The sequence below is a fragment of the Sediminibacterium soli genome (assembly GCF_009939225.1).
Lineage (GTDB): Bacteria > Bacteroidota > Bacteroidia > Chitinophagales > Chitinophagaceae > Sediminibacterium > Sediminibacterium soli.
In genome coordinates this window covers 88,762-114,773 of sequence record NZ_JAACJR010000005.1, presented here as the reverse complement: position 1 = coordinate 114,773, position 26,012 = coordinate 88,762, and the positions used below count along the sequence as shown (strand labels likewise).

At 50.2% G+C, this 26,012-nt stretch carries 27 protein-coding genes; 17 read left to right on the top strand and 10 right to left on the bottom strand.

The features are described 5' to 3' along the window. Positions 1–71 precede the first annotated feature (71 nt). The 16 genes from rpsQ (at position 72) to GWC94_RS03760 (ending at position 13,308) form a co-directional block, all read left to right on the top strand. The gene (rpsQ, locus tag GWC94_RS03835; protein WP_161833704.1) at positions 72–329 is read left to right on the top strand and encodes a 30S ribosomal protein S17; all 258 of its coding nucleotides are present in this window, start codon (positions 72–74) and stop codon (positions 327–329) included. A gap of 108 nt (positions 330–437) precedes the next feature. After that, a complete protein-coding gene (gene rplN / locus GWC94_RS03830; protein ID WP_161833703.1) occupies positions 438–806 on the top strand; it encodes a 50S ribosomal protein L14 in 369 nt (122 codons plus the stop codon). 93 nt (positions 807–899) lie between these two features. Next, positions 900–1,244: a 50S ribosomal protein L24 gene (gene rplX, locus GWC94_RS03825; RefSeq protein ID WP_161833702.1), complete on the top strand. Its 345-nt coding sequence runs from the start codon at positions 900–902 to the stop codon at positions 1,242–1,244. After that, complete coding sequence (gene rplE / locus GWC94_RS03820) at positions 1,241–1,816, top strand: 50S ribosomal protein L5 (protein WP_161833701.1); 576 nt, start codon at positions 1,241–1,243, stop codon at positions 1,814–1,816. The genes rplX and rplE overlap by 4 nt, the downstream gene beginning before the upstream one ends. Positions 1,817–1,819: 3 nt before the next feature. Further along, positions 1,820–2,089 carry a 30S ribosomal protein S14 gene (rpsN, locus tag GWC94_RS03815; protein WP_161833700.1) on the top strand — a complete coding sequence of 90 codons (270 nt, stop codon included), beginning with the start codon at positions 1,820–1,822 and terminating at the stop codon, positions 2,087–2,089. A gap of 109 nt (positions 2,090–2,198) precedes the next feature. After that, positions 2,199–2,597 (top strand): 30S ribosomal protein S8, encoded by a 399-nt coding sequence (rpsH, locus tag GWC94_RS03810; protein ID WP_161833699.1) that lies wholly within the window; start codon positions 2,199–2,201, stop codon positions 2,595–2,597. Between the two features lie 114 nt (positions 2,598–2,711). Then, positions 2,712–3,266, top strand: coding sequence for a 50S ribosomal protein L6 (gene rplF, locus GWC94_RS03805; RefSeq protein ID WP_161833698.1), 555 nt, complete (start codon positions 2,712–2,714; stop codon positions 3,264–3,266). 107 nt (positions 3,267–3,373) lie between these two features. Next, positions 3,374–3,724: a 50S ribosomal protein L18 gene (rplR, locus tag GWC94_RS03800; RefSeq protein WP_161833697.1), complete on the top strand. Its 351-nt coding sequence runs from the start codon at positions 3,374–3,376 to the stop codon at positions 3,722–3,724. A gap of 30 nt (positions 3,725–3,754) precedes the next feature. After that, positions 3,755–4,276: a 30S ribosomal protein S5 gene (rpsE, locus tag GWC94_RS03795; RefSeq protein WP_161833696.1), complete on the top strand. Its 522-nt coding sequence runs from the start codon at positions 3,755–3,757 to the stop codon at positions 4,274–4,276. Positions 4,277–4,323: 47 nt separating this feature from the next. Next, entirely contained in the window at positions 4,324–4,503 is a 180-nt protein-coding gene (rpmD, locus tag GWC94_RS03790) for a 50S ribosomal protein L30 (protein WP_161833695.1), read from the top strand. 163 nt (positions 4,504–4,666) lie between these two features. Beyond that, on the top strand, positions 4,667–5,116 hold the full coding sequence (gene rplO / locus GWC94_RS03785; protein ID WP_161833694.1) for a 50S ribosomal protein L15: 450 nt from the start codon (positions 4,667–4,669) through the stop codon (positions 5,114–5,116). A gap of 74 nt (positions 5,117–5,190) precedes the next feature. Beyond that, complete coding sequence (gene secY, locus GWC94_RS03780) at positions 5,191–6,537, top strand: preprotein translocase subunit SecY (protein WP_161833693.1); 1,347 nt, start codon at positions 5,191–5,193, stop codon at positions 6,535–6,537. 67 nt (positions 6,538–6,604) lie between these two features. After that, positions 6,605–7,447 carry a type I methionyl aminopeptidase gene (gene map, locus GWC94_RS03775; RefSeq protein WP_235918451.1) on the top strand — a complete coding sequence of 281 codons (843 nt, stop codon included), beginning with the start codon at positions 6,605–6,607 and terminating at the stop codon, positions 7,445–7,447. A gap of 8 nt (positions 7,448–7,455) precedes the next feature. Continuing rightward, the gene (locus GWC94_RS03770; protein WP_161833692.1) at positions 7,456–8,682 is read left to right on the top strand and encodes a BaiN/RdsA family NAD(P)/FAD-dependent oxidoreductase; all 1,227 of its coding nucleotides are present in this window, start codon (positions 7,456–7,458) and stop codon (positions 8,680–8,682) included. Between the two features lie 67 nt (positions 8,683–8,749). Next, positions 8,750–10,555, top strand: coding sequence for a M61 family metallopeptidase (locus GWC94_RS03765; protein ID WP_161833691.1), 1,806 nt, complete (start codon positions 8,750–8,752; stop codon positions 10,553–10,555). Positions 10,556–10,695: 140 nt separating this feature from the next. Continuing rightward, complete coding sequence (locus tag GWC94_RS03760) at positions 10,696–13,308, top strand: zinc-dependent metalloprotease (RefSeq protein ID WP_161833690.1); 2,613 nt, start codon at positions 10,696–10,698, stop codon at positions 13,306–13,308. A 73-nt stretch (positions 13,309–13,381) separates the two neighbouring features. On the opposite strand, the gene GWC94_RS03755 is transcribed toward GWC94_RS03760, so the two are convergent. The 3 genes from GWC94_RS03755 to GWC94_RS03745 form a co-directional block, all read right to left on the bottom strand. Further along, positions 13,382–13,672 carry a hypothetical protein gene (locus tag GWC94_RS03755; RefSeq protein ID WP_161833689.1) on the bottom strand — a complete coding sequence of 97 codons (291 nt, stop codon included), beginning with the start codon at positions 13,670–13,672 and terminating at the stop codon, positions 13,382–13,384. Positions 13,673–13,801: 129 nt separating this feature from the next. Further along, positions 13,802–14,488, bottom strand: coding sequence for a GNAT family N-acetyltransferase (locus tag GWC94_RS03750; RefSeq protein ID WP_161833688.1), 687 nt, complete (start codon positions 14,486–14,488; stop codon positions 13,802–13,804). 50 nt (positions 14,489–14,538) lie between these two features. Continuing rightward, the gene (locus GWC94_RS03745; protein WP_161833687.1) at positions 14,539–14,838 is read right to left on the bottom strand and encodes a hypothetical protein; all 300 of its coding nucleotides are present in this window, start codon (positions 14,836–14,838) and stop codon (positions 14,539–14,541) included. A 184-nt stretch (positions 14,839–15,022) separates the two neighbouring features. Here GWC94_RS03745 and GWC94_RS03740 point away from each other — a divergent pair, with 184 nt between their 5' ends. Continuing rightward, positions 15,023–15,451 carry a CBS domain-containing protein gene (locus GWC94_RS03740; RefSeq protein WP_161833686.1) on the top strand — a complete coding sequence of 143 codons (429 nt, stop codon included), beginning with the start codon at positions 15,023–15,025 and terminating at the stop codon, positions 15,449–15,451. A gap of 147 nt (positions 15,452–15,598) precedes the next feature. On the opposite strand, the gene GWC94_RS03735 is transcribed toward GWC94_RS03740, so the two are convergent. The 7 genes from GWC94_RS03735 to GWC94_RS03705 all read right to left on the bottom strand — a co-directional run bounded on the left by GWC94_RS03735 (position 15,599) and on the right by GWC94_RS03705 (position 25,986). Further along, positions 15,599–16,720 carry an endo-1,4-beta-xylanase gene (locus GWC94_RS03735; protein WP_161833685.1) on the bottom strand — a complete coding sequence of 374 codons (1,122 nt, stop codon included), beginning with the start codon at positions 16,718–16,720 and terminating at the stop codon, positions 15,599–15,601. Between the two features lie 3 nt (positions 16,721–16,723). Continuing rightward, on the bottom strand, positions 16,724–18,040 hold the full coding sequence (locus GWC94_RS03730; protein WP_161833684.1) for a gluconate:H+ symporter: 1,317 nt from the start codon (positions 18,038–18,040) through the stop codon (positions 16,724–16,726). A gap of 21 nt (positions 18,041–18,061) precedes the next feature. Beyond that, a complete protein-coding gene (locus GWC94_RS03725; RefSeq protein WP_161833683.1) occupies positions 18,062–18,883 on the bottom strand; it encodes a fumarylacetoacetate hydrolase family protein in 822 nt (273 codons plus the stop codon). Continuing rightward, entirely contained in the window at positions 18,880–19,890 is a 1,011-nt protein-coding gene (locus GWC94_RS03720) for an SMP-30/gluconolactonase/LRE family protein (RefSeq protein ID WP_161833682.1), read from the bottom strand. The genes GWC94_RS03725 and GWC94_RS03720 overlap by 4 nt, the downstream gene beginning before the upstream one ends. 172 nt (positions 19,891–20,062) lie before the next feature. After that, positions 20,063–21,781: an IlvD/Edd family dehydratase gene (locus GWC94_RS03715; protein WP_161833681.1), complete on the bottom strand. Its 1,719-nt coding sequence runs from the start codon at positions 21,779–21,781 to the stop codon at positions 20,063–20,065. 27 nt (positions 21,782–21,808) lie between these two features. Further along, positions 21,809–24,424, bottom strand: a complete 2,616-nt coding sequence (locus GWC94_RS03710) for a glycoside hydrolase family 3 C-terminal domain-containing protein (protein ID WP_161833680.1) — start codon at positions 24,422–24,424, stop codon at positions 21,809–21,811. Positions 24,425–24,450: 26 nt separating this feature from the next. Then, on the bottom strand, positions 24,451–25,986 hold the full coding sequence (locus GWC94_RS03705) for an alpha-N-arabinofuranosidase (protein WP_161833679.1): 1,536 nt from the start codon (positions 25,984–25,986) through the stop codon (positions 24,451–24,453). Positions 25,987–26,012: the final 26 nt, after the last annotated feature.

Below are 26,012 nucleotides of genomic sequence, written 5' to 3'. Positions count from 1 at the left end.
AACAAATTAAAATATGGCCGGTCTCAACGGTAACTGTGGGGACTGACCGCTAAAAGCTAAAAGCTAAAAAAATGGCTGAAAGAAATTTGCGTAAAACAAGGACCGGGATCGTAACCAGCGACAAGATGGACAAGACCATCACCGTGGCGGTTGAAAGAAAAGTAAAACACCCGATCTATGGTAAGTTCGTAAAGAAGACCACAAAATTCCACGCCCACGACGAAAAAAGCGAGTGCGGAATTGGTGATGTGGTGAAGATCATGGAAACCCGCCCTCTCAGCAAAACAAAACGCTGGAGACTGGTTGAGATCGTTGAGAAAGCGAAATAATTGATTGTCCGTTGGCGATGCCCTGCGGTATACGCAGTGCTATTGACAAGGCATAATAAAGATTCTGGTCCCGAAAGGGGCCGCTAAAAAAGCTAAAAGCTAAATAAAATGATTCAGCAAGAAAGCAGATTGAATGTAGCTGATAACAGTGGTGCCAAAGAGGTGCTGTGTATCCGTGTACTGGGTAACAGCGGACAGGATTATGCAAAGATCGGCGACAAGATCGTGGTTACCGTAAAGGATGCCATTCCCGCCGGCGGTGTGAAAAAAGGTACCGTATCAAAAGCAGTGATCGTTCGTACAACCAACAAACTGCGCCGTAAAGACGGTTCTTATATCCGTTTCGACGACAACGCTGTGGTGTTACTGAACAATGCAGACGAGCCCCGTGGCACGCGTATCTTCGGACCTGTTGCCAGGGAACTGCGCGATAAGGGCTATATGAAGATCATTTCGCTGGCTCCGGAAGTACTGTAGTAAAGCACAACGCTGTAGCCGGAAGGCTGAAAGCGATAAAGTAAAAACAAGCGAAGCGTTAAGCTTTTAGCGTTAAGCACTAAGCATAAAAAGATGAGTACAAGATTCAAACCCAAATTCAACATCAAAAAAGGAGATACCGTAGTGGTGATCACCGGTGATGACAAGGATCTGAAAAAACCGCGCAAGGTGTTGGAAGTGATCGTTGACGCAGAAAAACCACGTGTTGTGGTAGAAGGCGTGAACATTGTTACCAAGCACACCAAGCCTTCCGCATCCAATACAAAGGGTGGTATCGTTAAGATCGAAGCGCCTATCAGCATCAGCAATGTTATGCTGTGGGATGCCAAGAAAGGAGAGCCAACCAAAGCAAAACGCACACGTGAGAACGGTAAATTAGTTCGTATCTCTAAAAAATCAGGGGAGGTAATCAAATGAGTACTGTAAAATACACTCCGAGACTGGCAGACAAATACACCAAAGAGGTGATCCCTGCCTTGATGAAAAAATTCTCTTACAAAACTGTTATGCAGGCTCCCAAACTGGAGAAGATCTGCATTAACCGTGGCGTAAACGGTGCGGTAACCGATAAGAAACTGGTGGATATCGCAGTAGAAGAACTGGCCATGATCACTGGTCAGAAAGCGGTTCCTACTGTATCCAAAAAAGATATCTCAAACTTCAAACTGCGTAAAGGCATGCCGATCGGCGCCCGCGTTACTTTGAGGGGAGAAAAAATGTACGAATTCCTCGACAGGCTGGTATCCGTGGCGTTGCCCCGTGTACGTGACTTCAAAGGGATCAGCGATAAGGCTTTCGACGGCCGCGGTAACTATACCCTGGGCGTTACAGAGCAGATCATCTTCCCCGAGATCGATATCGACAAAGTGAACAAGATCACCGGTCTGGATATCACATTCGTAACAACAGCAGGCACCAACGAAGAAGCTTACGAGCTCCTGAAAGAACTGGGTATGCCTTTCAAAAATGCTAAAAAAGAAAACAACTAATACATGGCAAAAGAATCCATCAAAGCCAGGCAGAGAAAGCGTGAAAAACTGGTAGCCCAGTTTGCTGAAAAACGCGCAGCTTTAAAAGCAGCCGGAGATTATGCAGCATTGGATAAACTTCCAAAAAACGCTTCTCCCGTAAGGTTGAAAAACCGTTGTCAGCTTACCGGACGTCCCAGGGGTTATATGCGCTATTTCGGCATGTCCCGTGTGATCTTCCGCGATATGGCACTCAACGGCCAGATCCCAGGCGTGAAAAAAGCGAGCTGGTAAGTTGGAGAAGGTGTCTGTGTCCGTCGCGGGGAATCTGCTTAACAGGGAACCGGCAACAGACAAACAGGCCAACAAACAAAAATTCTAACAAGAACTAATTATAACAAACATGGTAACTGATCCTATAGCAGACTTCTTAACCAGAATCCGCAACGCCCAGATGGCTGGCCACAGGCTGGTTGAAATTCCTGCGTCTAACCTGAAGAAGCGTATGACAGAGATCCTGTACGAGCAGGGATATATCCTGAAGTACAAGTTCGAGGATGATAACAAGCAGGGTTTGATCAAGATCGCGTTGAAGTACGATCCGCAGACCAAACAGGCCGCTATCCGCTCCCTGGAGCGTGTAAGCCGTCCGGGTTTGCGCCAGTACGCAAAGCCTTCGGAGATCAAACGTGTGATCAATGGCCTGGGTATCGCTATCCTCAGCACATCCAAAGGTGTTTTGACCGACAAACAGGCCAAGGCGCAGAATGTAGGTGGTGAGATCCTTTGCTACGTATCGTAAGCACAGCAATGTGCGTATTTCGCACAAAAAGATAAACGTCCTGTGTGACAATTAAGCTTTTTAGTCGGAGCTGAACACTGCAGGAAGATTGATTCAACAAAAAAACAAACGACTATGTCTCGTATCGGAAAACAACCAGTTGTAGTGCCTGCCGGTGTAACCATCACCGTTAGCAGCGACAATGTGGTAACTGTAAAAGGCCCTAAAGGCGAACTGAAAGAAACCATTGACAGGGATATCAAGGTGGAAGTGAAAGACGGCGAAGTGCTGTTCACACGTCCTACCGACCAGATCCGTCACCGCGCCATGCACGGTTTGTACCGCGCACTGATCGCGAACCTGGTAAAAGGTGTGACCGATGGCTATAAGAAAGACCTGGAACTGGTGGGTGTGGGTTTTAAAGCCGCCAATACCGGTAACCTGCTCGATCTGGCGCTGGGTTATTCTCACAACATCATTTTCGAAGTTCCCAAAGAACTGAAAGTGGCCACTGTTACGGAAAAAGGACAGAACCCCAAGATCATGCTTGAGGGTATCGATAAACAACTGATCGGCCAGGTGGCTGCCAAACTGAGAAGCCTGCGTAAGCCGGAACCATACAAAGGCAAAGGTGTGAAATACGCCGGTGAGGTGTTGAGAAGGAAAGCTGGTAAAGCTGCTGGTAAATAAGGTTATATTGTTTGATTGATGCATGGTTCAACAGCCGTGTAACAATTAAACAGTTCAACAATTCATAAAATAACTTCCGGCCGTATCGGAGGTGCAAATACAAAAAGATGAGCAATTCAATTCAAAAACAGAAGATCAGGTACCGCATTCGTAAGAAGGTTGTAGGTACGGCTGCCACGCCGCGTCTTGCTGTATTCAGGAGCAATGCAGAGATCTATGCGCAATTGATCGATGATGAGAACGGCGTAACGATCGCAGCAGCTTCTTCAAAAGACAAATCCATCGCTGCACAGAAAGCGACCAAGAGCGAGAAATCAAAACTCGTTGGTGCCGCTATCGCGCAGAAAGCAACGGGTCTGGGTGTTACAGTCTGCGTATTTGACCGTGGCGGTAACCTGTACCATGGCCGTGTTAAGGCAGTTGCCGACGGTGCACGTGAGGGAGGTCTTCAATTCTAATTCGCTAACAACAATTTAATCGTTAGATAGATGTCTAAAGTAAACGTAAACAAGGTGAAATCCGGTGGTGAACTGGAACTGAAAGAGAAAGTGGTGGCGATCAACCGCGTGGTGAAGACCACAAAAGGTGGCCGTACTTTCAGCTTCTCTGCTTTGGTTGTGGTAGGTAATGAGAACGGTGTGGTAGGTCAGGGCCTCGGTAAAGCAAAAGAAGTTCAGGAAGCCATTTCAAAAGGTATCGAAGATGCTAAGAAGAACCTGGTGAAAGTGCCTATTATGCACGGAACCATCCCCCATGAACAGTGGGCGAAAGAAGGTGCCGCCAAAGTATTGATCAAACCGGCCGCTCATGGTGCGGGTGTGATCGCGGGAGGCAGCATGCGCTCGGTTCTGGAAAGCGCCGGTGTTACCGACGTACTTGCCAAAAGCCTGGGTTCTGCCAATCCGCATAACGTGGTAAAAGCCACACTCAAGGCGCTGAGCCTGCTTCGCGAGCCGGTGGAAGTGGCCAAGAACCGTAATCTGAAACTGACCAAAGTATTCAATGGATAATACCTGCGTGCGACCTTATCCGTCAATCGTCAGACAAACGTATAATCATGAAAAAGATCAAGATAACACAGGTAAAAAGCGGAATCGACAGACCTGAGCGCCAGAAACAAACCCTGATTGCGCTGGGCCTGAAAAAACTGCATGCCTCCAAAGAAGTAGAAGCTACTCCGCAGATCCTGGGTATGGTGAATAAGGTGAGCCACCTGGTGAAAGTGGAAGAGGTTTAGTTCGAATTGGAAAATCTGAAGATGAACTAATTTGAAAATGAGTCAGCAACATGCTTGATTCATTTTCAGTTTCTGGTGCTCCCCCATTTTCAAATTTTCAAACTGTCAAATTTTCAAATTAATTGCGAGGGGTGATTCCCCGAAAGTTCAAAATCAATACAAGATGAAATTACACACACTCAAGCCTGCAGAAGGCGCAACACACAAAGGAATCCGTATCGGTCGTGGTGAAGCTTCCGGTAAAGGCGGTACATCTACAAAAGGTAACAAGGGCGGACAAAGCCGCGCCGGTTATAAAAGCAAAATGGCGCACGAGGGCGGTCAGATGCCTATCCAGCGTCGTATCCCCAAACGTGGTTTCAAAAACAATAACCGTGTTGAATACAAAGTGTTTAACCTTGGCCAGATCGACCAGCTGGTTGAGAAATACGGGTTCACCGAATTCTCTCTCGAGAACCTGTATATCAATGGCCTGATCAGCCGCACGGATAAAGTGAAATTGCTGGGTACCGGCGAACTGAAAGCGAAAGTGGCTTTCAAAGTGAACGCAGCCAGCGACAAAGCTAAATCTGCTATCGAAGCAGCAGGCGGAAGCGTTGAAATTATCAAATAATTTTACCGTAATTTGCCAGGCGCACATGGTGCGTCTTTTCGGTTTTCAGTGTTAAACGCTTCAATCGCATCTCAGTGAAAAAATTTATCCAAACACTAAAAAATATCTGGGCTATCGAGGAATTGCGCAGCAAGATCATCGTAACACTGGCCCTGGTATTTACCTACAGGTTGGGCAACCATATCGTGCTGCCCGGTCTGGATCCTAACAAAATAGAACTTGCACAGAAAGCAGCCAAGAACAATGGCCTGCTCGGCATCTTCGATATGTTCGCGGGCGGCGGTTTTTCCCAGGCTTCCATCCTGGCCCTGGGTATTATGCCGTATATCTCCGCTTCCATCTTTATGCAGCTGATGACTATCCTGGTTCCGCAGTTGCAGAAGATTCAGAAAGAAGGAGAGAGCGGACGTAAAAAGATCAACCAGTGGACCCGCTACCTCACCGTAATCGTGACCGTCTTTCAGGCAGGCGCCTATGTTGCCTACCTGAACAGCCCCGGTTATGCAGAGGCGATCATGCCTGCGTATAAAGCTTTCTTTGGTTTCTCTACCGTGGTTACACTCACAGCAGGTACCCTGTTTGTAATGTGGCTGGGTGAAAAGATACAGGACAAAGGCCTTGGCAACGGTACTTCCATCATCATCATGGTGGGTATCCTGTCCAGACTTCCGGCATCCATCATCCAGGAATTCATGGCCAAAGAACAGAGAGGCGGCGGTGGCCTGCTGATCTTCCTGATCGAGGTGGCCATCCTTGTTGCCATTATCATGGGACTGATCATTCTGGTGCAGGGTGTCAGAAAAATACCGGTGAACTATGCCAAGCAGATAGTGGGTAACCGCCAGTTTGGTGGTGCACGCCAGTTTTTGCCGGTAAAAGTGAACAGCGCCGGCGTAATGCCTATTATCTTCGCCCAGGCGATCATGTTCCTGCCAACCCTGGTATCATTCACCAATATCGATTCTGCACAGGGCATCGTAAAGATCTTCAACGACCACAGCAATGCATGGTATATGGTGATCTACTCGGTGATGGTGATCGGTTTTACCTTCCTGTACACAGCGTTGATCTTTAATCCCAAGCAGATATCCGAAGACCTGAAGCGAAACAACGGCTTTATCCCCGGTGTAAAACCGGGTCAGCCTACGGCGGATTATATCGGGTCTATTATGGACAAGATCACCCTGCCGGGCGCCATATTCCTGGCGTTCGTAGGTATCCTGCCCGGTTTTGCACAAAGACTTGGGGTAACGCAGGGTTTCAGCTCTTTCTTCGGTGGTACCTCCCTGCTCATCATGGTGGGTGTGGTGCTGGATACGCTGCAGCAGATCGAAACCTACCTGCTGATGCGCCAGTACGATGGTTTGATGAAGAGCGGCCGTGTTCAGGGAAGACAAAGCGTATCTTCTTCCGCTATTTAATCAGAAATAATTCAGAATTTTGTAACCTGCCTTCGCGCGCAAGCGCTTCGGCAGGTTTCTTTTTACCATGACCCGGAGACCCAATATGATGATCCATAAAACAGAAGCTGAGATCGCCCTGATGAAGGAATCTGCAACGCTTGTCAGCAAAACACTGACAGAAGTGGCCAAAGTGCTGAAGCCAGGCATGACCACCATGCAGATAGATAAACTGTGTGCCGAATTTGTGAAAGACCATAAGGCCGTTCCTTCTTTTTACCAGTACCGGGGGTACCCGCACAATGTATGCGCCTCTGTGAACGATGTGGTGGTGCACGGCTTTCCCAATGATACCCCGCTGAAAGAAGGAGATATTGTGTCTATCGACATGGGTGTGATCCTGAACGGCTGGCATGGCGATCATGCCTATACATTCATCCTGGGCGATGTATCTGCTGAAGTATTGCAACTGGTTCGGGTTACCAAAGAGTCGTTGTACAAAGGCATTGAAAAAGCCGTCGTCAATAACCGCGTGGGCGATATAGCCTATGCCATACAGGAGCATACCGAAGGCAAACACGGCTATGGCGTGGTGCGCGAGCTGGTAGGCCATGGCCTGGGAAGAAATATGCACGAAGACCCGCAGGTGCCCAACTACGGTAAAAGAGGCACCGGTCCTAAACTCAAAGAAAACCTGGTACTCGCCATTGAACCCATGATCAACATGGGAACCAGGGAAGTGTATACCGAAGACGATGGCTGGACGATCCGCACAGCCGACGGTAAGCCCTCCGTTCATTTTGAACACGATGTATGCATCAGGCGTAACAAGGCACTGATCCTGTCTGACTACAGTATTATAGAGGCGGCTGAAAAAGCCAACGGTCATCTCAATACAAGTTATTATCACCCCGCCGCGGTAAGCGCGTAATAATCGATATGTCCGGAAAACTGGTGGTCATAGGAGGAGGCGCTGCCGGTTTTTTCTGCGCAGTGAACGCCGCCCGGCAGGCTCCCGGTCTGCAGGTGACCATCATCGAGAAATCGAACAAGCTGCTGTCTAAAGTAAAGGTCAGCGGGGGTGGAAGATGCAATACCACGCATGCCTGTTTTGATATTGCCGAACTGAGCCGGAAATACCCGCGCGGCCAGCATTTTGTCAAAAAAACATTTCACTGGTTCAATCCAACCCATACGATCGAGTGGTTTGCCGTTCGTGGTGTGCCATTAAAAACAGAAGCCGATGGAAGGATGTTCCCGGTTACCGATAACTCGCAAACCATCATCGATTGCCTTCTTAAGGAAGCAGGCCGTTACCAGGTTGACATACGCATGCAATGCGAGGTAAAGCGTATTGAACGGAATGGATCGGCCTTTCGTGTGCATGTTTCCGAAGAAGAAGCATACGAAGCAGACTATCTGCTGATCGCCACCGGGGGATATCCCAAATCCGCCATGTTCGACTGGCTGAGGGCGACCGGGCATTCGGTGGAGGAGCCTGTTCCCTCGCTGTTCACTTTCAACATGCCGGGCCATGCCATTACACAGCTGATGGGCCTAAGCGTGGAAAAAGCCACGGTTAAAGTAAACGGCACCAAACTGGTTGAACAGGGACCCCTGCTGATCACCCACTGGGGTATGAGCGGACCGGTTGTGTTACGATTATCGGCATGGGGAGCCAGACAGCTGGCTGCGCTTGGCTATCAGTTCAGCATAACCGTAAACTGGCTCTCGGATTACAACGAGCAAAGCCTGCGCGAAGCATGGCAATCGCTGCGCGAACAGTATGCGGCACAGAAGATCGGCAATAAAAATCCCTTTGGTCTGCCCGCCCGGTTATGGACTTATTTATTACAACAGGCGGGTATCGGCGAACAGCTCCGCTGGTCTGACCTGCCTTCGAAAGAGCAGAACCAACTCATCAGGCAGCTTACCGCCCAGGAGTTTGTTGTGAACGGGAAAACCACGTTCAAGGATGAGTTTGTTACCTGTGGCGGCATCAGACTGTCAGAGATAGATCCGAATACCATGCAAAGCCGGATCGTTCCCCATCTGTACTTTGCCGGTGAAGTAATGGATGTTGACGGTATTACGGGCGGGTTCAATTTTCAGCATGCCTGGACCAGCGGCTGGCTGGCCGCACAGTCTATCGCCTCCCCTGCATAGCGCCTCACCGATGCGATGCTGTTGTTATCCCGGAACTCAGTAACTTCCTGTTCAAATTCAACTGCACATGAAAAATTTTCGCCTGTTGAGCCTGGTGGCCTGTTTTTTTCTTGGCTTCTCAATTAATTGTCTTGCTGACAATTATTATTCCATCCGCTTTACCCTTTCTTTCGATAAGCCCGCTTCGCACAGTTTTCATGTGCAGATGGAATACGAGGGCATCACCGATACCCTCACCGTTTTGAAAATGCCGGTGTGGACACCGGGCTACTACCAGGTTATGCCCTATGCAGACCAGGTGATCAATTTCAATGCAGCGGATGCCAATGGCCATGCATTGATCTGGAGCAGGGAAGCAAATGCCTGGCATATACAGAACAAAAAACACCAGAAGATCATCGTCTCTTACGATGTAAAAGCCGAACGGGCATTTGTTGCAGCCAATATTGTAGAAGAGGACAGGGCCTATATTTCTCCTGCAGGCGCTTTCCTGTACCCCAAAGGAAAAATCAGCCAACCGGTCAGGGTAATGGTAAAACCATACGAAACCTGGACAACCATCGCTACCGGGCTCGATTCCATCGCAGGCGGCGGGCATGCCTATACCGCGCCCGATTACGATGTTCTCTACGACAGTCCCTTCCTGCTGGGGAAACTGGAAACATTGCCTTCGTTTGAAGTAAAAGGCGTTCCGCATTATTTCGTCGGTTATAAAATGGGTGATTTTGACAGGCAGCAGTTTGTTGCCGATATGAAGAAGATAGTGGAATCTGCGGTTGCCGTTATCGGGGATATTCCCTATAAGCACTATACTTTTCTGGCGATAGGTCCCGGTGCGGGCGGTATCGAGCACCTGAATTCGGCATCGATATCATTCAGCGGTCAGTCGCTCTCAACGCCCGCGGGCAGGAAAAGGATCTACAATTTCCTTGCGCATGAATATTTTCATCATTACAATGTAAAACGGATCCGCCCCGTAGAACTGGGGCCTTTCGATTATGATAAAGGCAGCCGCACAAAAATGCTGTTTGTATCCGAGGGGCTTTCCGTGTATTACGAATACCTGGTTGTGAGAAGGGCAGGGCTGGTATCGGATGAAGATGTACTGAATGCACTGCACAACAACCTGGCTGCCTATGAATCAAAACCCGGCCGTCTTTTTCAGTCATTGGCCGAAGCCAGTTACGAAACCTTTTCAGACGGACCCTTTGGAAGAACCGGTGATGATGTCAACAAAACGATCTCTTATTACGACAAAGGCCCGGTGGTGGGCGCCATGCTTGATCTTGCAATCCGCCATGAAACCGGGAACCGGAAATCACTGGATGAGGTAATGCGGACACTGTATTATGACTATTACCAGAAACTGAAACGCGGTTTTACGGAAGAGGAATTCCGCAAAACGGTGAGCGCCGTTGCCGGAAAGCCATTGCCTGAGCTATTCGATTATATCTACACGGTAAAAGCACCCGACTATAAAAAGTATTTCGGGTATGCGGGCCTGGATGTGGATATGAACCCGAAGACAGTTCCTGCTTACAGCGGTATCGTAGCAAGAGAGCGCGGTGATTCTTTATACACCAATGATGTTGAATGGGAGTCACCAGCCTGGAAAGCGGGACTACGCAGAAGAGAAGTGATTTTGGCAGTTGATGGCGTGCCGGTGAAAACTGCTGCAGCATTTCAGCAACTTGCATCGCAAAAGAAAACAGGAGAGCGTATCCGCCTGCAGGTTAAAAAACCGCAGGGTGTTCAGGAATTAACGGTTGTACTGGGTGAGAAACAGGAAATGAGTTTCGATATCAAGCCATTATCCGGCGCTTCTGCTGAAGAAATAGCGATCGGGCGGGATTGGTTAAGGGGAATGCATTAGTGTTTTTTCCGACAGGTTACTCTGCGATTGACCGCCGCTCATCGTTAATAATCCTGCATTGCTGTAAAAAACGGGGAATTGTCATAGGTTTCTATGGATTAATCCCTATTTTAAGCTGTTTATTAACCAAACTCAATGCTATGAAGAAGTTCATATTCGCTTTAACGGCGGCGAACCTTTTTGTGATCGCGGTACAGGCGCAACAGCCCCCCGCGCCCCCGTCGAAAGCAGGTTCTGACTCATCCAAAACCGGAACACCTCCGGCTCCCAAAAAACCAACTGTTGCCGAAAAAACCAAGGGCAACAAAAAGTACGATGGTCTTTTTACGCTTTACCAGGATACCGTCACGGGCAGCGTACAGGTATATATCAGGAAGGATCAGCTGGGAAAGGAATACATCTACCAGAGTTTTTCGATCAACGGGCCTACCGCCTTGTACCTGAACCAGAGCATGCACCGCAATACAGCGGTGGTAAAGATCACCAGGGCATTCGATAAACTGGAATTTGCTGAAGTAAACACCGGGTTTTATTACGACAGGAACAACCCTGTCAGCAAAACCTCCGAAGTGGATAAACCCGAAGCGGTGTTTTATGCGGACAAATATTCCATCGAAGATTCGCTTGGATACCTTGTCAGCGGTGATGCACTGTTTCTGAGTGAAAAACTCGATCCGGTAAAACCGGTGTTTGCACCGAGCCCTGCAGCCATGTTCACATTCAACCTCGGTATGCTGAACCCGGCAAAATCGAAATACGCAACACTGCGTTCTTTCCCCGAGAATACGGATGTGGTGGTTGATCTTTCCTACGACAATCCATCCACGCTTGCTTCGGGCGGCGCCGATATCACCGATGCCCGCTATGTGCGCGTGCGCATGCAGCACAGTTTTATCGAAATGCCCAAGAACGATTTTACATCGAGAAGAGACGATCCGCGTGTGGGATATTTCATGCAGCAGCGAAACGATCAGACAAGTGTCAGTCCCGTTCCGTACAAAGACATGATCAACCGCTGGTACCTGAAGAAAAAAGATCCTTCCGCAACTGTAAGTGAGCCGGTGGAACCGCTGGTATACTGGATCGAGAATACCACCCCTGTAGAATACCGCCAGACCATCCTGGACGCAGGACACAAATGGAACGAAGCATTTGAAAAAGCGGGATTCAAAAACGCGGTGGTGATGAAAGTGATGCCGGACAACGCAGACTGGGATCCCGCCGATATCCGTTACAACGTGATCAGGTGGGTATCATCCGCGCAGCCAGCCTATGGCGCCATCGGACCGAGTTTTGTAAACCCGCGCACGGGGCAGATACTTGGTGCAGATATCAGCGTTGAATGGTATTCCGGAAGCGCCACGCCTATCTCTGACGAACTGTATAACGGCGGTCCGGTTTGGGGCACGCCCGAGTATGCGGCCATGCAAAAGCAGCAGCTTATGTTCCCGGGTTTGAAGATGGACAACCATTACAACTGTTCCATCGGATCGGAACTGAAAGCGCAGTATACGGCCGGTCTTACCACGCTTGAGATAGCAGGCGCTTCATCCGCAGACATCAGGGAAATGCATAAGCAATTCCTGATCTACCTGATCATGCACGAAATGGGACATACCCTTGGTCTGAACCATAACATGAAAAGCAGCCAGATGCTGTCGCCGGCGGAGATCAACAATACCGGTATCACACGCAGTGTCGGTCTGATCGGTTCGGTGATGGATTATCCTGCCATTAACGTTTCACTCGACAGGAGCAAGCAGGGTGATTACTATACCACCAAGGCCGGCCCTTATGATCTTTGGGCGATAGAGTACGGCTATAAGCCATTCTCTGCAGCAGAGGAAGAATCGGGTCTTGCCAAAATATTATCCCGCAGCGGTGAACCCAAACTCGCTTTCGGAAACGATGGTGATGATATGCGCGCGCCCGGTAAAGCGATGGATCCCCGCGTAAATGTGAACGATCTCACCAGCGATGCGATCGCTTACGCAGAAGAAAGATTTCAGCTGATCAATAACCTGATGGGTAAGCTGGTGGCCAAATACACCAAACCCGGGCAGTCTTATGCCGAGCTGCGGTCGCGTTACAATATCCTGAACGGTCAGCGCAACAGTATGATCAATGCAGTGAGCCGTTATGTGGGCGGTGTCTATATCGACAGGACTTTCCCCGAACAGCAGTCAGGCAACAAGCCGTATGCTCCAGTGGCCCTGGCTACGCAGAAAAAAGCGATGGAGGTGATGAACAAATATGTGTTTGCACCCAATGCTTTTGATGCCGATGCACAGGTGTTCCCGTACCTGCAATTGCAGCGCCGCGGGTTTAATCAGCCGGGTAATGGGGAGGACTATAAAGTAACCAACAATGTACTTGCGTTGCAGGTGAACGGAACGCTGGCGCATATCATGAGCCCGTCAACACTGCAGCGGATCACGAATACGCGTTTATACGGCAACCAGTACAGCGCGGCAGATGTGATGAACGATCTTGTAAAAGGCATTTTCGATGCAGATATGAACGGCAACGTAAACGTGTACCGCCAGTACCTGCAGAGCAGCTTTGTAAGGGGACTCTCACAATTGCTGCAGGAGACCTCACCGCTGGATGCGGTTTCAAAAGAAGCGGCATACTACACCGCCAAAAAATTAAGAACAAGGCTGGCCGCGACAACTGCCGCGGCAAACGAAGAAACCAAAGCACACAGGGCTGGAATGGTCTTTGTGCTGGACAAAGCCTTGAAAGCGGATTAGCCGGCAGGGTTAGCATAGAAATAAAACAGGCTGTCTTTTAAGGACAGCCTGTTTTATTTCCATGCGACAGCAATTATGATTTTTTCTTTGCGTCCTTATTTGATTTGTAACGCATATCAGGTGTGCCATCTTTCTTGGTAGGTCCTGTTGCTTTTGCCGCTTCCTTGTTGGCTTTGTAGCGCATATCAGGTGTACCATCTTTTTTTGCCGGTGTGGCAGGTGTTGCTTTTGTTGTAGCGGTAGCTGGAGTGGCCGGTGTTGCTTTTGTAACAGGCTTGGCTGCTTTTACAGCTTTCTTGTCCTGGGCAAAACTTGCAGTTGCCATACAGATCACGGCGCTCAGCGCGAGTAACAACTTTTTCATTGTTGGTTAGGTTTTTGAGGTTTAGGAATGGACAGTTAAGCTACATAAGTTCTGCTGAATTTGCACATTCAATGCCGGATTTTTCATTATTATAACAATTGCAGGAGGAGACCGAACGATGTTTTTAGGCTATGTTTTCCTGAGTACGTATACCGTCATCTGCGTTCTTGTTTCAAATCCCAGTTTCCGGTAAAGCGCACAGGCGCCGCTGTTCTCGGGGTATACATGCAGGAAGGGTATGCGGGAAGCTGCGGTAATACGGGCCAGCTGGCTGCGCAGCAAACCCGCGGCATATCCCTTGCCCGCATGATCGGGATGGGTGCAGACAGCGCTGATCTCGGTATAGGCGCCGGGTTGCAGTCTTTGTCCGGCCATAGCCGCCAGCCGGCCATCGGCAAACACACCCTCGTAATGACCAAACTCGATGGTTCGCTGCAGGAAGGGGCCGGGTTTGGTAAGGGCTGTCAGTTCGAGCATGGCCGGGATATCTTTTTCCTGTAAGGGAACCAGGGCAGGATCGGCAGCCGGTGGGGGAGCGGGCGTTGGCGTTTCATACACCATCTGGAGGATGGGTTTCTGCAGTTCTGTCTGCCAGCCGGCCGGCACCGTTATTTCTCCCGGTGTAAAGAGCACCACGATATTTCCTTCCGGTGTCAGCGCATGCAGTTCACTGAGATGGGCTGGCGAATTGTCGGGCATACCGGCAAACAGGCCTATGTCCCGCCTGGTATATTTTGCGTGGTCATTGCCAAAGGCAATCGGGGTATTGCCGGTCTGCAATGCATGCCAGATAGGATTGTCGAGGATATGGGTCATACTTCCAGCGCTTTTCGCGGTAAAGGTAAGCGATGGATCGCTGGTGCAGGCTAACTGCCGGCCAGCGGGGTACCGAATACACCCACCGCCAGCTCGGCCCATACAAGCAGCAGAACGGCCAGTAATGCAGCGCATACCACCCATTGGTATTTTGGGTTACGCATGCTGCGCAACGCCCATTCACAGGCCAGCCCGATACACAGCAGCAAGATACCGGCAATCGTAAAATCCGAAGCGGACCAGTTCACCTGGTCTGTCAATTGCATGGCCGTTACCGGGATCAGTAGCAGAATGACCGCCGCGGACAGTATGGCGATGCGTCTTTTGTTGTTGATGAACAGACTCTTCATTTTTAAAAGCACTTTGTACTTCAAAGTTAAATGAAAAAAGAACGACCCCATCATTTTTTTTGGCAACGCTGCCTATTTTTTTCGATCGGCCTGTAAATCAAGCGGCTACGCGGATGTTGATCCGTGGATAAATTGGGGATGGCAGATAAATCAATTAGGTGTAACTTATAGCAAACTTATCATCATGAGAAAGGTGAAAGACATCCTCACCCGCAAGGGCAGTCATGTGGTTACGGTAACTCCGCAGACAACCGTTATAGATGCATTACAGATCATGGCGGATAAGAATATCGGCTCGGTGGCTGTGATGGATAACGGCGCATTTCTGGGTATCATGACAGAGCGTGATTACTCGCGCAAAGTGATCTTAAAGGAGAGACATTCCAGCGATACGCCGGTGGGAGAGATCATGAGCAGCGATTTTCCGGAGGTCCGTAAGGAAGATTCGGTGGAGCATTGTATGCAGTTGATGTCGGAGAATCATATACGCTACCTGCCCGTGATGAGTAACGGCCAACTCGACGGCATTGTTTCGATCAACGACCTGGTTACCGAAACCATCCGCAACCAGGAAGAAACCATTTCGCAGTTGCAGAACTATATCCAGTCTTAACGGGCTTTGATCCTAAATAGCCTATTCGCCGAGGGGCTGATTTTTTTCAACACAGAGTCACGGAGGTACAGAGTTACACAGGGAACTTTCTGGGTGCCCTATGTAACTCTGTGCTGAAAAAAACATGAATACAACGATTCAAAAAAATTAATGCGCCGTCTCCACAACTTCCCAATAGGCTTTTTTGGGCTGCAGGTTTTTGTCGAACAAGAGCGGGTAGTCTTTTCTTCCTCTTACCGGGAAATTATCCAGCCAGCTGGCCCTGTCGGAAATATTCCAGAAAGTGACACTGCTGATCTGTTTTCTGTATTTGTGAAATGCCGCGAAACATTTCCGGTACCTATCGATCTGTTTCTGTTCCTTATCGGCCGTGAAATCGGTGTTCCCGTCTTCCGGTTTTCTTTCTCTTGCATTGTGTTCCTTGTTGTATACCGATATATCCAGCTCGGTGATCTGTACCTGTAAGCCGAGGCTGCTGAATCTGGCGAGCGTATTTTCCAGTTCTTCATCACCGGGCTCGTTAATGGCCCAATGCGCCTGCAGTCCGACGCCGTGTATGGGAACACCGGCATCCTTCAATCTTTTTACCAGCCGGTATATCTTTTCTCTTTTTACAGGATCGATTTCGTTATAGTCGTTGTAGAACAGCAATGCGCCGGGGTCTGCCGCATGTGCGTACTCAAATGCTTTTGCAATAAATTGCTCGCCGCAGATCCGGTACCAGGGAGAGTTGCGCATGTATTCGTCTTTCCTGTCAGAAATGGCTTCGTTTACCACATCCCATGCATAGATGCGGCCTTTGTAGCGGCCAACAACAGCAGTGATATGTTCCTTCAACCGCTGCAGCAGTGTTTCGCTGCTTACGGTATCGCCTTTTTCATTGGTGAACATCCATCTCGGCGACTGGTTATGCCAGCAGAGGTTATGTCCGCGTACGCGTATGCCATTTGTTTCGGCAAATGCCATGATCGAGTCGGCATCGCGCCAGAAATATTCGTTTTCCCTGGGATGGATGGGCCCCATCTTCATGGCATTTTCGGGTGTGATGCTGTTGAATTGCTGCCGGATCAGCGCCGCCTCATCCGTTTTTAATGCCCTGGGTGAAACAGCCACGCCTATTGCAAACGAATTTGCAAAATGATCTTTCAGACCTTTTGAACTGTCGATGACGGATGCACCGTTACCCTTCTGCGCTTGCCTGCCGCTTCCGCAAAACACGAGCAATACCGATACGATGGCAACAAGCGCAGCCGATAAAAATGATTTCATACATTAAGATTTGATGAACAGTTGCAGCAACAGTACACCGGCCAAACCGATGATACTGATCAGCGTTTCCATAACCGTCCAGGATAAAAAAGTTTGTTTGAGCGTGAGGCGGAAGAATTCTTTGTACATCCAGAATCCCGAATCGTTGATATGCGAGCCAAATACGCTGCCAGCGCCCACTGCAAGTACCATCAGTTCGGGCGATACCGTTCCTGCCGCCACCATTGGAGATACAATACCGGCAGCCGTCAGTCCCGCCACGGTGGCTGATCCCAGCGTTACCCGCAGCAGTGCCGTGATCAGCCAGGCAAAGACAAGCGGCGGCATCCGCAAACTGGTGCTGAAAGAAGCGATGTATTGTCCCGTACCGCTGTCGATCAGCACCTGTTTGAATGCGCCGCCAGCGGTGATGATCAGCAATATCATGGCAATACCGGAGATCGCTTCGTTCAGCCATTTCATTACTTCGTTCATCGGCCTTTTTTCTTTCAGCCCGAAATAATAAATGGCGGCGCCCACGGAAACAAAGAGCGCAATGTTTGCATCGCCTGTAAAGGCGGTGATCGTGCGGAACAGATTGCCTTGCGGCATCAGCTGCGCAGTGACCACCGATAAGGTGATAAGAAACACAGGCAATAAAGCAAGACAAAAACTCGGCAGAACAGGCGGCAGGTTTGCCCGCGTATTTTCTTTGGCGATGACAACGCTGTCGATATCCACATGGATCCGTTTGAGGATATTGCCCAGTAAGGGACCGGCAATCAGTACGGCGGGTATGGCCATGCAGATACCATACATCAGGGTTTTGCCCGTATCGGCTTTAAAGGCACCGATCAGCACCACCGGTCCGGGATGCGGCGGAAGAAAACAGTGTGTGGTGGATAAAGACGCAGCCATGGGAATGGCGATGTACAGCAACGGCAGTCCCGTTCTTCTGGCTATGGAAAATACAAGCGGCACCAGTATCACGAAACCTGCGTTGTAGTAAAGCGGGATGCCGATCAGAAAACCGGTTACGAGCACCGCCCATTGAATATATTTTTCCCCGAATGCGTGGATCAGCGTAGAGGAAATGCGTTCGGTGGCGCCGCTGATCTCCAGTATTTTGCCCAGTACCGCGCCCAGGCAAATGATCAGTGCCAGGCTGCCCAATGTGCTTCCCACGCCTTTCTCGATGGAGACAAGCAGTTTGGCGGGTTCCATTCCCAGCAGCAGGCCGCAGACAATGGTTACGAACAGCAGCGACAGAAAGGGGCTGATCTTCTTTATCGTCAGGAAGACCTGCAATGCAATTGCGAAGAGGATCACAAGTAATGACATGGCAATAATTGTTTAAACATGTTATCCAACCGTGTTGATCAATGTTCCGATATGTTCTATGGTGATCCTGATCTCGTCACCCGTGCGCAGTGTAAAATCGTTTCCGGGTACAATGCCTGTTCCCGTCATAACCAGGCAGCCATAGGGAAAGGAACAGGCGCGGTATACGAATGATACCAGTTCGGCAGGCTTGCGTTTCATCTGGTCGATATCGATACTGCCCTCAAAAACCATCTGTTTGCCGCGAAGGATCTCAAGCCCAATGGCGGCATGGTCAAACGACTGATCGGTGAGGTAGATACAGGGGCCAATGGCCGCGCAGGCATCGTATGTTTTTGCCTGCGGCAGGTACAGGGGATTTTCTCCCTCGATACTGCGACTGCTCATATCGTTGCCGATGGTATACCCGACGATCTTGCCTGACGAGGTTACCACAAGTGTCAGCTCAGGTTCCGGCACATCCCAGGTGGAGTCTTTCCGTATCGCCAGTTTTTCGTGCTGGGCCACCACGCGGTGCGGTGTTGCTTTAAAAAAAACTTCGGGTCGTTCCGCATCGTATACCCTTGCGTAAAAATCACTGCCACCGGCAGCTTTCGATTCTTCCTGCCTGCCGATCTTGCTTCTCAGGTAAGTAACGCCGCATGCCCATACTTCCTGGTGCTCACCGAGGGGAGCGAGTATTTTTCCCCGCAGGCTGTTCTCCGCCTGGCCATATGCGATGAGCTGCGCGGCTTTATCGAACAGCTGGTCATCGTTGACAAAGCTTTCCCAGTCTCCGGTCGTATGGTAATAAGCATTATCTTTTTCGATAACGATGGCTTCGGATGTTTTGTATAGTTTCATTGGTGAGGTCTTAGTTGAAAACGCAGTATATTCCCGTCGCTGGTTGCATACAGGGTCTTTTCATCCTCCGAAAAAGCGCAATTGGAAACAGGCGTTTCATCGATACGGAGTTTACCAAGCAGTTTGCCTTCTTTGTTGAATATCCAGATACCGCCGGGTCCTGTGGCAAATACATTTCCGTGTTTATCCACTTTCATCCCGTCAGGAGAGCCTTTCAGTTTTTTGTCGGAGCCTTTTGCGGTGGCGAATATCCGTGCATTCACCAGGCGGCCGTCATCGCTGATATCATAAGCATACCAGTTGGGTTTTGCGGGATCGGAGTTGGCCACCAGCAGGGTTTTTTCTCCGGGCAGAAATGCAATGCCATTGGGTCTTGTGATGGAATCTGTAAGCAGGATCACTTTACCGCTGGTGCTGATCTTGTATACACCCTGGTAAGGCGTTTCTTTTTTCGGATCGCTCATGTATTTCTCCAATCCGTAGGGCGGATCGGTAAAAAATATTTCACCCCGGCTGTTGATGACAAGGTCGTTGGGACTGTTGAAGCGGTTGCCCCCATAGCGATTTGCGAGCGTGTGGAACTGTGGCATCGGTGCATCTATTGCCGCCTCCATCCGCGCAATCTGCCGGTTGCCGCATTGTGCCAGCAGCAGTCTTTCTTTCTCATCAAGTATGAGCCCGTTGGAGCCGGTCTCGCCGCCGCGCTTTGCGGTGTCTGTATAACCGGAGGGGTTGAGGTATTTCTCAATGCCTTTTGCTTCCGTCCATTTGTAGATCGTATTCTGCGGTACATCGGAAAAAAGCAGCATCTTTTGCCTGGCGATCCACAGCGGTCCTTCGCTCCAGTCGAATCCCGTGGCAATGATCTCGGCCCTGGTGCCTGGCGAAACAAGGGCATCCAGGGCAGGATCGAAGCGTTCAACATAGCCCGTGAGCGGATATTTCTCCGGTTGCTTCGGCTGTCCTGTGGCGGCCAACGCGCATACAAGGCAGAGAAGTGTTATCATCTTTTTTAGGTTATCCATCGGGTTCGTGAATTAGTGAATTTTGGATTGGCGGATTTTTTCCAAGAGCAGGCGTATGTCTGCGGTGCGAAAAGATTTTTTTTAACGCAGAGACGCAGAGGATACGCAGTGTTGCACAGAGAGAGACAATCCGCTAATCCGAAACGTTTTTAGTTTAATGCGAATCCCTTGTCACTTCGCTTCCCGAACTTCCCTGCAGGAAGTCAAGATCGGCGCCTTTGTCGGCACCGAGTACATGGTTGATGTAAAGACTCACATAACCTCTTCTGGAAGCGGGCTCCGGTTTTTTCCACACTGCTCTTCTCCGTTCCAGTTCGGTTTCGTCAACATGCAGCTGCAATTTTCTTTCCGGCACATTCAGTTCGATCATATCTCCGTTCTGTACAAGGGCAAGGGTTCCGCCGATGGCCGATTCGGGCGATACGTGCAGCACGGCGGCGCCATAAGCCGTGCCGCTCATCCGTCCATCGCTGATGCGTACCATATCGGTAATGCCTTTCTGCAATATTTTTTTAGGCAGCGCCATATTACCCACTTCGGGCATGCCGGGATAGCCCACCGGGCCTACGTATTTCAACACCATTACGCAGGTTTCATCAATATCAAGATCGGGGTCGTCGATCCGGGCATGGTAGTCTTCTATGCTTTCGAATACAACGGCACGGCCGGTATGCGTCATCAGCGAAGGGGTGGCAGCCGAGGGTTTGATCACTGCGCCGTTCTCTGCAAGATTGCCCTTTACCACCACGCAGCCTGCTTCGGGAATCAAGGGCTTTTCGAATGGCGCAATCACCTCCTCATTGTAACAATCGGTCATGCCATGGATGTTCTCGTGATGGTTCCTGCCGGTAACGGTCACCACGTTTTTATGCAGCAGTTCCTGTAACTCGTGCAACACAACGGGCAGTCCGCCTGCATAATAAAAATCTTCCATCAGGTATTTGCCGGATGGCATCAGGTTCAGCAGCAGGGGTATCTTACTGCCTATCGTATCGAAATCGTCGAGCGTAAGGTCTACGCCTATCCTTCCGGCAATGGCGAGCAGGTGAATGATAAAATTGGAAGAACCACCGATGGCAGCGTTCACTTTTATCGCATTCTCGAACGATTCCCGGGTCAGTATTTTATCTATCGTCAGGTTTTCTCTCACCATTTCCACGATGCGTCTGCCGCTGAGCTGGGCCATCTGTTTTTTTCTCGAGTCGGCCGCGGGTATGGCGGCGGCACCCGGCAAGGTAAGTCCCAGTGATTCCACCATACAGGCCATCGTGCTTGCGGTGCCCATCGTCATGCAGTGCCCGATGCTGCGGCTCATACAGCTTTCCGCGAACTCACATTCTTCCTGCGTCATTTTTCCCGTCTTCATATCCTCATCAAACTTCCATACATGCGTGCCGCTGCCGATGGTCTGTCCCTTGTAACGGCCATTGAGCATGGGGCCACCGGGTACCACAATGGTAGGCAGACCCACGCTGGCGGCGCCCATTACGGTAGAGGGAGTGGTCTTATCGCAACCGGTAAGCAGCACTACCCCGTCTATCGGGTTGCCCCTGATGCTTTCTTCCGCATCCATACTGGCGAGGTTACGGAACAGCATGGCGGTGGGCTTCAGCAGTGTTTCGCCAAGGCTCATGATGGGAAACTCCACGGGAAATCCGCCCGCTTCCAGCACGCCTCTTTTTACCGATTCTGCATGCGTCTGGAAATGGGCATTACAGGGGGTAAGTTCACTGAAGGTATTGCAGATGCCGATAACCGGTCTGCCATCGAACATATCTGTTGGCATGCCCTGGTTCTTCATCCAGCTGCGATAGATGATGCCGTCTTTGTCTTTTCTGCCAAACCAGTCGTGGCTGCGAAGTTTCTGACTCATGTTTCTTAACGTGTCTGTTGTAAAGAATTATAGGATATTGATGGTTGAACCGATCGTATTGGATGTGGTGTTGTTTTTTATACCGGGCTGACCGCCGCCTGCACTGATCTGTAATTTTCCCCTGGTCTGTTTCAGTATCCCTTTTCCGTCTGCGAACGATATGTTTTCAGGCGACAGTTCAAAACGCAGCCATTTGCTTTCGCCGGGTTTTAAGGAGATCCGCCTGAATCCCTTCAGCGCCCTCACAGGATCGTCCTTGTCGGCTGTTTGTTTTGACACATACAGCTGCACCACTTCTTCTCCTTCGCGTTCGCCGGTATTGGTGACTCTTAAACTTACAGAAATTTTCTTTCCTATCGACGCTGAAGCGGGTGTTTTCAGCTGATCGTACCGGAAACGGGTATAACTCAACCCATATCCGAACGGATACAATGCATCGCCTTTGAAATAACGGTAGGTACGGTTGGCCATGGAATAATCGTTGAAATCGGGAAGGTCGCTGTCGCTTTTATAGAAAGTCACCGGCAAACGGCCCGCGGGGTTATAATCCCCAAACAGCACGTCTGCGATAGCGGTGCCTGCCGACTGCCCGCCATACCATGCGTTGACGATGGCCGGCACCTGCGCAGACTCCTGTGGAATGGCGATCGCGCTTCCTGTCATCATCACAAATACCACCGGTTTGCCGGTTGCCTGCAGGGCTCTGATCGCTTCAGACTGAACGGCGGGCAGCAGAATGGAAGTGCGGTCGCCGCCATTAAAGCCGGGATAGTTCACGCGCATCTCCTCTCCTTCGAGCTGGGGTGAGATACCGCCGACAAAAACAATGGCATCGGCATCCTTCAAGCGACCGGCCACTGCGTTAAAATCTGTTTTTTCAAAATTACCTGCACGCAGTCTTACGGATGCTTTGCCTTCGAGTTGCTGGTATTCGAGTGTAAGCTGGTAGGTTTTTCCTTTTTCCGTTCTGAGACGGTAGGTGCGGGCTCCCCATCGATTACGCGTCCAGGCATTGATGATCTCCCTGTTGTCGATCAGAAAACGATAGCCATCGTCGCCTTCCACTTCAAATGTTATTTCCCCGTCCTTATCCGCTGTAAAACCGGTGGTATACCTGGCGGAGAAATTATACGCGCGGATATCGCCGATTACCGCTTCGCCTTCCTGCCAGATATGGTCGATGCTTTCTTCCATGCGCGTAACCGCAGGATCGCCTTTGAGGTCTTTGTTTGCGAAATATTCGGCGCTGAAGCCCTGTCGGCCGTTGACTGCATAGCGGCCGCGTATATCTGCGTAAACAAGCAGGGTATCGTTGGTGTGGTTGACCATTTTTTCGTACACCACTTCCGCGCCGGGCAATTTGTTCCTGATGCCCTGCCAGGCAGTGACGATTTCGGAAGGAATACCATTGTAGTTTCCAAGTACGGCAATGCTGTTGTCTGCATTGGGGCCCACCACTGCAATCTTGCGGATGTTTTTTTTCAGCGGCAGTACACCGTTCTCATTTTTCAACAGTACCATCGACTGGCGCGCCATTTTCAAGGCATGTGCTTTGTGCTCGGGGCTTTCGAGTACGGAAGCGGGTGTCTGCGCATATTTTACCATCGAAACCGGGTCGAACATTCCGAGGCGGAAGCGGATCAGGAAGAGTCTTTTCAGGGAAACGTCTATCTGCGCTTCCGTGATCTTACCCTGTTTAACAGCAACTACCAGCGATTTGAATGCATCGGTTCCGCAATCGATATCCGTTCCATGGATCACTGCATCTGCAGAGGCGCTGGCGGCATCGGGATGTGTTTTATGGTTCTTGTAAAAATCATCGATCGCCCAGCAGTCGGAAGTAACATAACCGGTAAAATTCCATTGCTTGCGGAGTATATCGGTCATTAACTGGTCGCTTCCGCAGCAGGGCTGGGTTTTAAAGGCATTGTAGGCACACATAACGCCGGCCACATTGGCTTTTGTTACCAGCTCCTTAAATGCAGGCAGGTAGGTATCCCACAGGTCGTGGTCGCTCGGGCTTACGTTGAATACATGCCGCAGCGGTTCGGGACCGCTGTGCACGGCATAGTGCTTGGCGCATGCCGCGGCTTTCAGGTATTTGGGATCGTCTCCCTGCAGACCCCGCACAAATGCTTTTCCGAGCATGGCGGTAAGAAAGGGATCCTCGCCATAGGTCTCCTGTCCGCGTCCCCAGCGCGGGTCGCGGAAGATGTTGATGTTCGGTGTCCAGTAAGTCAGTCCCAGGTAGCGTTCGTTTGCCCTGTTCAGTTCAATGGCTTTGTTATGAACGGCCCGTCCTTCCAGCGCCGAATAGTCGGCCATGGCGGCCAGCGAGTTGGTATCGAATGTAGCGGCCATGGCAATAGCCTGCGGGTACACTGTTACCCTGAAAGGTGTTCTGGCAACGCCATGCAGCACTTCGTTCCACCAGTCGTATGCCGGTATACCCAGCCTGGGAATAGCGGGAGCGGAGTTCAGCATCTGTGATACTTTTTCTTCGAGTGTCATCCTGCCCACCAGGTCGTTTACCCTTTTCTCAAACGAAAGCGCGGTATTGTTGAAAGGAAGTTTGCTGACGGCGTTCTGCGAAAAAACAGACAGGCAGATGCCCGAGAAGAACAGGCACAGTATTTTTTTCATGACAAGCGTATTGGCGGGTGATGGTATTATTTTAATTCCAGTACAACAACGGAAAAGGGCGGAAGACTCAGTGTAAGTCTGCCATCGCCCAGTTTTGCCCCGTTGAATGCAGCCGGCCTGATCTTGTCAGGATTTTCGAAACTGTTGTAATTCTGCAATTTGTCCGATGACAGTATCCTTCCGCTGACGGAGGTATAACTCGCGCCTTCGATGTTGATTGTAATATCCTGCGCTTTGGATGCATCGATGTTCACCAGGGAAATATGTGTTTTGCCGTTTTTGTCTTTCGACGCAGATGCAGAAACCGCCTTCAGTTTTTCTTTTCCCATTTTGTAATCGTTGCTGGTTACGGCAACGGGCAGCATGGTGGCGTCCTGATGCACGTTGTACATTTCCATCACATGGTAAGTGGGTGTGAGCACGATCTTTTCTTCATTGGTCAGCACCACGGCCTGCAGTACGTTGACGATCTGTGCCAGGTTGGCCATTTTTACGCGGTCGCAATGGTTGTTGAAGATATTCAGCGTGGTGCCGGCGATCATGGCATCGCGCATGGTGTTCTGCTGGTACAGGAATGCGCCGTTGGTGCCGGGCTCCACATCATACCAGCCACCCCATTCGTCTACGGCAATGGCCACTCTTTTGTTGGGATCGTATTTATCCATCACCGCGGCATGCCTGCTTACCAGTTCTTCCATTTCAAGTGCGCGCTGCATGGTGGTATAATACAGTTCCTCGTCAAATGCGGTGGCCGATCCTTTCTTGTTCCAGCTGATGACCGAATAATGATGCACACCCACCGCATCCAGCATATTGTGCGGTATCTCGCGCATCAAAGTTTCTGTCCAGTTATAATCCGCATCGCTGGCCCCGGAGGCAATCCGGTAAATGCGTTCTTTGCCCGCACTGGTCATAAAAGTGGCGTACTGGCGGTAGATATTTGCATAGTAATCGGGTTTCATGTTGCCGCCGCAACCCCAGGCTTCGTTGCCAAGCCCCCAGTATTTTACCTGCCAGGGATTGGCGCGGCCGTTTTTCTGACGCAGATCGGTCATAGGACTGGTTCCATTCGGGTGAGTGGTGTATTTTACCCAGTCAGACAGTTCCTGCGGTGTGCCGCTTCCCACATTGCCGCTTAAATAGGGCTCGGCGCCCAGCACCTCGCACATGTTCAGGAATTCATTGGTGCCAAAACTGTTGTCTTCTTTTACATTGCCCCACCAGACATTCAGTATGGAAGGTCTTTCTTTTTTCGGACCGATGCCGTCTTTCCAATGATAGGTATCGGCAAAACAGCCACCGGGCCACCGCAGTACGGGCACTTTCAGTTTCTTCAGTGCGTCGATCACATCAAGACGTACGCCGTCTTTGTTAGGGATCCTGGTATTGTTCTCGCCAACAAATAAGCCGCCGTAGATGCAATGACCCAGGTGCTCGGCAAAATGTCCGTAGATATTTTTGTTGATGATGTCTTTGCCTTTATCGGCCTGCAGTACGATGGTGTTTTGCGCATTTGCAAATATGCCGGCGCAGATGCCAGCCAGCAGAAAAATTCGTTTCATAGAAAGCGGTTGTTTGGAACGGTTGT

Coding starts and splice junctions, on each gene's coding strand:
- rplO (WP_161833694.1), top strand. CDS start 4,667: ATGAAATTACACACACTCAAGCCTGCAGAAGGCGCAACACACAAAGGA.
- GWC94_RS03730 (WP_161833684.1), bottom strand. CDS start 18,040: ATGTCATTACTTGTGATCCTCTTCGCAATTGCATTGCAGGTCTTCCTG.
- map (WP_235918451.1), top strand. CDS start 6,605: ATGACCCGGAGACCCAATATGATGATCCATAAAACAGAAGCTGAGATC.
- rplE (WP_161833701.1), top strand. CDS start 1,241: ATGAGTACTGTAAAATACACTCCGAGACTGGCAGACAAATACACCAAA.
- rpsE (WP_161833696.1), top strand. CDS start 3,755: ATGTCTAAAGTAAACGTAAACAAGGTGAAATCCGGTGGTGAACTGGAA.
- rplX (WP_161833702.1), top strand. CDS start 900: ATGAGTACAAGATTCAAACCCAAATTCAACATCAAAAAAGGAGATACC.
- rplN (WP_161833703.1), top strand. CDS start 438: ATGATTCAGCAAGAAAGCAGATTGAATGTAGCTGATAACAGTGGTGCC.
- rpsQ (WP_161833704.1), top strand. CDS start 72: ATGGCTGAAAGAAATTTGCGTAAAACAAGGACCGGGATCGTAACCAGC.
- GWC94_RS03765 (WP_161833691.1), top strand. CDS start 8,750: ATGAAAAATTTTCGCCTGTTGAGCCTGGTGGCCTGTTTTTTTCTTGGC.
- GWC94_RS03745 (WP_161833687.1), bottom strand. CDS start 14,838: ATGAAGAGTCTGTTCATCAACAACAAAAGACGCATCGCCATACTGTCC.
- GWC94_RS03740 (WP_161833686.1), top strand. CDS start 15,023: ATGAGAAAGGTGAAAGACATCCTCACCCGCAAGGGCAGTCATGTGGTT.
- rpmD (WP_161833695.1), top strand. CDS start 4,324: ATGAAAAAGATCAAGATAACACAGGTAAAAAGCGGAATCGACAGACCT.
- GWC94_RS03735 (WP_161833685.1), bottom strand. CDS start 16,720: ATGAAATCATTTTTATCGGCTGCGCTTGTTGCCATCGTATCGGTATTG.
- rplF (WP_161833698.1), top strand. CDS start 2,712: ATGTCTCGTATCGGAAAACAACCAGTTGTAGTGCCTGCCGGTGTAACC.
- GWC94_RS03710 (WP_161833680.1), bottom strand. CDS start 24,424: ATGAAAAAAATACTGTGCCTGTTCTTCTCGGGCATCTGCCTGTCTGTT.
- GWC94_RS03755 (WP_161833689.1), bottom strand. CDS start 13,672: ATGAAAAAGTTGTTACTCGCGCTGAGCGCCGTGATCTGTATGGCAACT.
- GWC94_RS03715 (WP_161833681.1), bottom strand. CDS start 21,781: ATGAGTCAGAAACTTCGCAGCCACGACTGGTTTGGCAGAAAAGACAAA.
- rpsN (WP_161833700.1), top strand. CDS start 1,820: ATGGCAAAAGAATCCATCAAAGCCAGGCAGAGAAAGCGTGAAAAACTG.
- GWC94_RS03705 (WP_161833679.1), bottom strand. CDS start 25,986: ATGAAACGAATTTTTCTGCTGGCTGGCATCTGCGCCGGCATATTTGCA.
- GWC94_RS03725 (WP_161833683.1), bottom strand. CDS start 18,883: ATGAAACTATACAAAACATCCGAAGCCATCGTTATCGAAAAAGATAAT.
- GWC94_RS03750 (WP_161833688.1), bottom strand. CDS start 14,488: ATGACCCATATCCTCGACAATCCTATCTGGCATGCATTGCAGACCGGC.
- GWC94_RS03720 (WP_161833682.1), bottom strand. CDS start 19,890: ATGATAACACTTCTCTGCCTTGTATGCGCGTTGGCCGCCACAGGACAG.
- GWC94_RS03770 (WP_161833692.1), top strand. CDS start 7,456: ATGTCCGGAAAACTGGTGGTCATAGGAGGAGGCGCTGCCGGTTTTTTC.
- GWC94_RS03760 (WP_161833690.1), top strand. CDS start 10,696: ATGAAGAAGTTCATATTCGCTTTAACGGCGGCGAACCTTTTTGTGATC.
- rpsH (WP_161833699.1), top strand. CDS start 2,199: ATGGTAACTGATCCTATAGCAGACTTCTTAACCAGAATCCGCAACGCC.
- rplR (WP_161833697.1), top strand. CDS start 3,374: ATGAGCAATTCAATTCAAAAACAGAAGATCAGGTACCGCATTCGTAAG.